The following is a 6,469-nucleotide window of genomic DNA, read 5'->3' as shown; positions in this document are numbered from 1 at the left end:
CATTACAGGCGCTACAGGCTTAGTACCAACACTTGCCCAACCATTTTATAACAGCAATATTCAACCTCAAACAATCGCTGCAAATGCAAACGTACTTCAATTAACGCCAAGTCAATATGCAGGCATTACGTACGATGCAGCGACTGGGACATTTACTATTGTTACTCCAGGTCTCTATTTCGTTGATGTCACTCTAAACACCGCTAACCCTACAACCGCTGGTGCAGTCTTCTCTTTAATCCTTAATGGCAATGTAGCGACACCTGCGGCTCCTGCAGCAAACTCTGGAACAAATGGACCAATATCAATTATACGCGTACAAAACTACGCTGCTGGAGATACCATTCAGATACGAAATTCATCAACGTTCGGCGTAAGCATTGTAAATGCACCAAACCAAACGAGTAGCGCTGGCCATGTAAGTATTTTCCGTTTTGCACCAGGATTTTTAGGAACGTTAATAACAACGACGATTTAGACGTTAAAATCCGACTCTCAGCCATCGAGAGAGTCGGATTTTCAGTTTTTATTAACAGAAACTTCAGATTAAATTGTTATCTTTTAGGGTATAAAATGTATAGCCAAGCTGGCTACTATATTTCTGGAGGAGGTATTAGCTAAATTGACGAACAATCGCGCAGTTGTTTACAAAGGTGCAGGTCACGTTGAAGTTCAGGACACGCCCTATCCTGAACTGGTATTACGAGATGGTCCGGGTGTTCCAAAATCAAATGTTGATCGAAAATGTGAGCATGGTGTGATATTAAAAGTCATCACGACGAATATTTGTGGTAGCGACCAACATATGGTCAGAGGTCGGACAACCGCTCCAGAAGGTCTCGTTCTCGGGCATGAAATCACTGGTGAGGTTATTGAAGTTGGACGAGATGTTGAATTCATCAAGAAAGGTGACGTCGTTTCCGTTCCATTTAATATTGCTTGTGGTCGTTGTGTCATGTGCCAAACGCAAAAAACACATATTTGTACGAACGTTAACCCTGAACGACCTGGGGCTGCTTATGGTTATGTAGATATGGGTGGATGGGTTGGTGGACAATCAGAGTATGTGATGGTTCCTTACGCCGATTTCCAGCTTCTCGTTTTCCCAGATCGGGATTTAGCATTAGAAAAAATTATGGATTTAACGATGTTAACCGATATCTTCCCAACTGGATTCCACGGTGCCTATACTGCCGGCGTTAAGATGGGATCTACGGTCTATATTGCTGGAGCTGGACCGGTTGGACTAGCTGCTGCTCACTCTGCACAACTACTCGGCGCATCTGCTGTCATCGTTGGTGATTTAAATGCAGAGCGTTTACAGCAAGCAAGAGTTTCGGATGTGAAACAGTCAACTTAAAAGAACATGATCGTTTAGGAGAGCAGATTGAACAAATCTTAGGTGTTCCTGAAGTAGATGCCGCTGTGGATGCGGTCGGCTTTGAAGCTTCGGGGCACGGCGAGAGTGGAGAGCAGCCTGCTGCGGTGCTGAACGCAATTATGGACGTGACGCAAGCGGGAGGCGGGCTTGGAATTCCAGGACTCTACGTTACAGATGACCCTGGTGGCGTAGATGAAGATGCTAAGACTGGTTCTTTGAAAGTACGGTTTGGTCTCGGTTGGGCGAAAGCTCATACGTTTGCGACAGGTCAAACACCTGCAATGCAGTACAATCGTAACTTAATGAAATCAATTCTTTCAGGAAAAGCACAAATTGCAAAAGCAGTTAACGCTCAGTTAATTACACTTGATGAAGCACCTAAGGGGTATGAAGATTTCGACAAAGGTGCCGCAAAGAAATTTGTTATTGATCCACACGGAATGGTCAATTCTTAACTTTCATTTTTCATGTCACAATCAAAAAGACACCGCCTGGCGGTGTCTTTTTGAATTAGATTAAGCTAAGTACAATACTGATGACTACAATAAGACCGATAATCATAAGGATCGTGCGTAACATTAGCGCACACCTCTTTTTGTTTGACGTACTTATGTATACCAACATTGACCGCTTTTCAAACGGAAAACAACAAAAATAAGTGGATTGAACTAGTAAAAGGGCGTCTAATGACACCCTTTTTAGAAGCTAATAACTCCAAAGCCCATAAGAGCGACAACAACTAGAATAACAACGGCACCAATGAATCCACCCATACCGTTTTCTCCACGTTTTGTCTTCCCTAAAGACATTTCCATTAATCCCATCATAACAATGGCTAAGATTCCTTTAATAACATACATCGCTGCCCAATTATACTCGATAAGCATTCCAATCCCTGAAATGATCATAATAATAAAGAACAGACGTAAAATCATATGCAAAATCGTACCTGCTTTACGCTTATGTGCTTTATAAAGGAAATAAGCAATAACAAAGAAAATCGCTACAAATGCCCAAGATCCTTGATGTGATGCAAAAAACATATTAAACATGTTCTCATCTCCCCTCTTTATGAATAACTATGACATCTTTAGTTTAACAGCATTGCCGATTACAAGCACTGATAAACCTCTTCCTCTCTTTATCTTCGCAATTGAATATGAACATCTCATGAACAAACATACATTAAAATAAAAAAATTCTAGATGACGAGGATATACCCTACTATTTTTATAAGTTTAATAAAACTCAAGTTAAAATGAATACTAGATTTCATAAAAAAGCTCCTACTAAACGGATTAGTAGGAGTCAAAGTGAATCCATGCAATTTACTCAAGGAGTTACAGGAGTAAGTATATTTTAATCATTAAATTCCAATCTGTCTAGTGTGTTTTAATATATTTTTTTGCCCCTAACGTTACGTAATGACATACAATAAACATTGAATGTATGCTCATCATTCCATTACACCTACATAAGGAGACTATAATGTCCGAAAAGAAACGCACCATAAAAGACTTCTATCAGTTATTCCAACAGTATCGACCACGTATGTGGATCGTTATTGTGGCAATTGCTCTCGTCATAGGCGAGTCTTTACTTTCTTTAATCGTACCCTTAATTACGATGAATATCGTGAACGCAATGGTCGTTGAAGGCTTTCAACTTCAAATTATAGCTACTCTTGTTGTTGTTTTTGTCGCACAAATCATTTTAACCGGTGTTTCACTCTATATGATGATTTATGTTGGAGAAACGATCGTAGCAAGATTACGTACGACGTTGTGGAACAAAATCTTGTATTTACCGATTCAATTCTTCGATCAACATTCATCTGGTGAAACGATGAGCCGAGTCACAAATGATACGAATGTAATTAAGGACTTCTTCACGATGCAACTCATTCCATTTTTCTCGAGCTTTATATCGATTATCGGTTCTGTCATTTTACTTTTTGTGATCGATTGGAAAATGGCGCTTCTTCTAGTCCTCTTTTTACCATTAGCGATGCTCGTCATCTTACCATTAGGTAGTCGCATGTATACGGTCTCTAAATCACTGCAAGATGAAACGGCTGCATTTCAAGGGGATTTAGGGCGTGTTTTAGGCGAGATCAGACTCGTTAAATTGTCCATCGCAGAACCTGTGGAAGAGAAACAAGGAAAATCACGAATTCAATCATTATTTGGTTTTGGGATGAGAGAAGGCAAGATTATGGCTATTGTTATGCCACTCATGACGACGGTAACCCTTGTAGCACTCGTTATCGTCTTTGGATATGGAGGCATTCAAGTCGCTCAAGGAACATTGACCGCTGGTGCGCTCGTTGCGGTTGTCTTTTACATTTTCCAGATTATCTTCCCTGTGACACAACTGGCTCAATTTTATACGCAATTTCAAAAAGCAATGGGCGCCACCGATCGTATTCAATCGATCTTTGAATTTAATTCTGAGAAAGAAAAACTCAATTCATCGGAGAAAACCGATTCAACGGACCTAACGTTTAACAATATATCTTTTGAATACAACACTGAGAAAACAATTTTATCTAACGTCTCATTTACCGCACGCTCTGGACAAATGACAGCTTTTGTCGGTCCAAGTGGCGCTGGTAAAACTACGTTATTCTCTTTGATTGAGCGGTTTTACCTCCCGAATGAAGGAAACATTTATTACGATGGTACAAACATTCAGTCGCATAAATTACATGATTGGCGTAGTAAAATCGCTTACGTATCACAAGATTCACCGTTAATGGCAGGAAGTATCTACAAAAACCTCACGTACGGCTTGGACGATGTTGACGAACAGACAGTTAAAGACGCCGTTTTAAAAGCGAATTTATCGAGCTTTATTGAAGACCTTCCGCAAGGATACTCAACCGAAGTTGGCGAGCGGGGAATACGCGTATCTGGTGGACAAAGACAACGACTAGCAATTGCTAGAGCTATTATTCGTGATCCTGAACTGCTACTACTAGACGAAGCAACCGCTCATTTAGATAGTCACTCTGAAGCGTTAGTTCAAGAAGCACTACAATCTCTCATGAAAAACCGTACAACGCTTGTGATTGCACATCGACTTTCAACCGTGAAAGATGCACATCAGCTCATTGTGTTGGAACGCGGGGTCGTGACTGGCGCTGGCAACCACCAAGCATTATATGAAAATCATCCACTTTATCGAGAACTTGTGGATCATCAAATGATGAATGACTAAAAAACTGAGCTGGACGGTACAACCGTCAGCTCAGTTTTTTTATTTTTCCATTTCTACAAGTGTTTCAATTGCATCGATAATCGGTTCTTTATCGACTTCTAATCCGTCAAATTGTTCAACAACTTGACCATTCATATCGAGTAAATACGTTTGTGTCGAGTGGATAATATCGTCATTTTCAGGATGAGATTGTACGACACTATTAAATGAACTAGCTGCAAAGCTTTCAACTTCTTCACGGTCATATCCTGTTAGGAAATCCCAATTAGAGAAATCTGCATCGTATTGTTCACCATACGCTTTAAGTTTTTCAGGTGTGTCGTGTTCAGGATCTACCGTAAACGAAACAAGGTTTACGTCTAGCCCTTTTTCATCTAACTCATTTTGCAAATTCGTCATGTTCGGTGTCATTAAATTACAAACAGTTGGGCAACGTGTGAAGACCATATTGACGAGGGAATACTTCCCTTTCAAATCTTCATTTGTAACAACTTCATTATCTTGATTCATATACTCAAATTCATGCAATCCTGTTGCCTCTGACTCTTGTTCTACTGCAGCCGTTTCATTCGAATCTTCCATACCCTCAACATCGGATGATTCTGAAGATCCACAAGCTGCTAATACTAACGTTAATGCTAACGCGCTCACAAACACCCATCGCTTCTTCATATAACGTTCCTTCCTCCTTTAAGTAGTCGTCTTGGGGTTCTCTTTCGTAAACAATTCTCTACTTTGAGGAATATGCAATAGCTTGGCAAACATGTCTACATTTCTAAACTGTTCTGATTTTGTCTCATAAAATTTCTAACTAATGATCTCTTAATCAAGCACACAAGTTTACGATGAACGTGTTCAGCTATACATGTGTCTTTATTCAGTTACAATTGTTGTCAATGTTCTACAAAACAGCTTATAATAAACGTAGTATGAGCTTATCATCAAGGGGGATCTATAACGATTATGTCAATTGCTAAAGCATTAACGATTGCAGGATCTGATTCAAGCGGCGGAGCAGGAATACAAGCTGACCTAAAAACCTTTCAAGATCTCGGCGTTTATGGAATGAACGCATTAACAACGATAGTTGCGATGAAACCTGAAGGATGGCATCATCAAGTATTTCCACAACCTGTCGATACAGTCGAAACCCAATTGAATACGATTTTATCAATTGGTGTAGATGCCATGAAGACAGGCATGCTTGGTTCTGTTGACGTCATTGAACTTGCTGCAAATAAAATAAAAGCACACAACCTAACAAACTCTGTCGTAGACCCAGTACTCGTTTGCAAAGGCGAGGACGAAGTACTACACCCAGAAACTGCAGATGCATTACGTGAAGTGCTCGTACCCGTTGCGAAAGTTGCAACACCGAATTTATTCGAAGCTTCTCAACTTGCTCAAATGGAGAAAATCACTACGATTGAACAAATGAAAGAAGCGGCAGGCAAAATTCACGAACGTGGTACTCAATATGTTGTTGTAAAAGGTGGAAAGCAACTCGAACACGATCGTGCAGTCGATGTTGTATACGATGGTAAATCCTTTATTGTCCTTGAAACCGAGAAAATCGACACAACGTACAATCATGGTGCTGGATGTACATTCGCCGCTGCAATTACAGCAGAATTAGCAAAAGGAACTGATGTACACGATGCAATTCGTACAGCTAAAGCTTTTGTTACAGCTGCTATTGAACACGGTGTTCGCTTAAATGAGTATGTCGGTGCAGTCCGTCACGGTGCATACCGTACTTTTGGTGGTCAAGAAACAAAGATTACTGAGCGTACCATCTAATAACACTCAATAAAAACGTCTCCTTTAATATGAGGAGACGTTTTTATTATTTCACGCCTTCACATTCGC

4 protein-coding genes and 2 pseudogenes are annotated in these 6,469 nt (G+C 40.3%); 4 read left to right on the top strand and 2 right to left on the bottom strand.

The window, feature by feature from the left end:
* Positions 1 to 478 (top strand): annotated as a pseudogene (locus JCM19038_RS23030) (collagen-like protein); the annotation flags it as partial.
* A 144-nt stretch (positions 479 to 622) separates the two neighbouring features.
* A pseudogene (gene fdhA / locus JCM19038_RS18965) lies at positions 623 to 1,836 on the top strand (formaldehyde dehydrogenase, glutathione-independent).
* Positions 1,837 to 2,079: 243 nt separating this feature from the next.
* On the opposite strand, the gene JCM19038_RS18960 reads toward fdhA, so the two are convergent.
* Positions 2,080 to 2,433 carry a DUF1516 family protein gene (locus JCM19038_RS18960; protein ID WP_042420885.1) on the bottom strand — a complete coding sequence of 118 codons (354 nt, stop codon included), beginning with the start codon at positions 2,431 to 2,433 and terminating at the stop codon, positions 2,080 to 2,082.
* Between the two features lie 436 nt (positions 2,434 to 2,869).
* Between JCM19038_RS18960 and JCM19038_RS18955 the strand changes: the two genes are divergently transcribed.
* The gene (locus JCM19038_RS18955; RefSeq protein WP_042420883.1) at positions 2,870 to 4,600 is read left to right on the top strand and encodes an ABC transporter ATP-binding protein; all 1,731 of its coding nucleotides are present in this window, start codon (positions 2,870 to 2,872) and stop codon (positions 4,598 to 4,600) included.
* Between the two features lie 39 nt (positions 4,601 to 4,639).
* On the opposite strand, the gene JCM19038_RS18950 is transcribed toward JCM19038_RS18955, so the two are convergent.
* Positions 4,640 to 5,272: an SCO family protein gene (locus JCM19038_RS18950; protein ID WP_042420881.1), complete on the bottom strand. Its 633-nt coding sequence runs from the start codon at positions 5,270 to 5,272 to the stop codon at positions 4,640 to 4,642.
* Between the two features lie 291 nt (positions 5,273 to 5,563).
* On the opposite strand from JCM19038_RS18950, the gene pdxK reads away from it, so the two are divergent.
* Positions 5,564 to 6,400, top strand: a complete 837-nt coding sequence (pdxK, locus tag JCM19038_RS18945; RefSeq protein ID WP_042360700.1) for a pyridoxine/pyridoxal/pyridoxamine kinase — start codon at positions 5,564 to 5,566, stop codon at positions 6,398 to 6,400.
* The last annotated feature ends 69 nt before the right edge of the window (positions 6,401 to 6,469 follow it).

Source organism: Geomicrobium sp. JCM 19038 (assembly GCF_000698125.1).
In the GTDB taxonomy this organism is placed as follows: Bacteria; Bacillota; Bacilli; order Bacillales; family Marinococcaceae; genus Geomicrobium_A.
The sequence above is the reverse complement of the archived record's forward strand: the minus strand, read 5'-3'. Positions and strand labels throughout refer to the sequence as shown.

Coding starts and splice junctions, on each gene's coding strand:
- JCM19038_RS18960 (WP_042420885.1), bottom strand. CDS start 2,433: ATGTTTAATATGTTTTTTGCATCACATCAAGGATCTTGGGCATTTGTA.
- JCM19038_RS18955 (WP_042420883.1), top strand. CDS start 2,870: ATGTCCGAAAAGAAACGCACCATAAAAGACTTCTATCAGTTATTCCAA.
- JCM19038_RS18950 (WP_042420881.1), bottom strand. CDS start 5,272: ATGAAGAAGCGATGGGTGTTTGTGAGCGCGTTAGCATTAACGTTAGTA.
- pdxK (WP_042360700.1), top strand. CDS start 5,564: ATGTCAATTGCTAAAGCATTAACGATTGCAGGATCTGATTCAAGCGGC.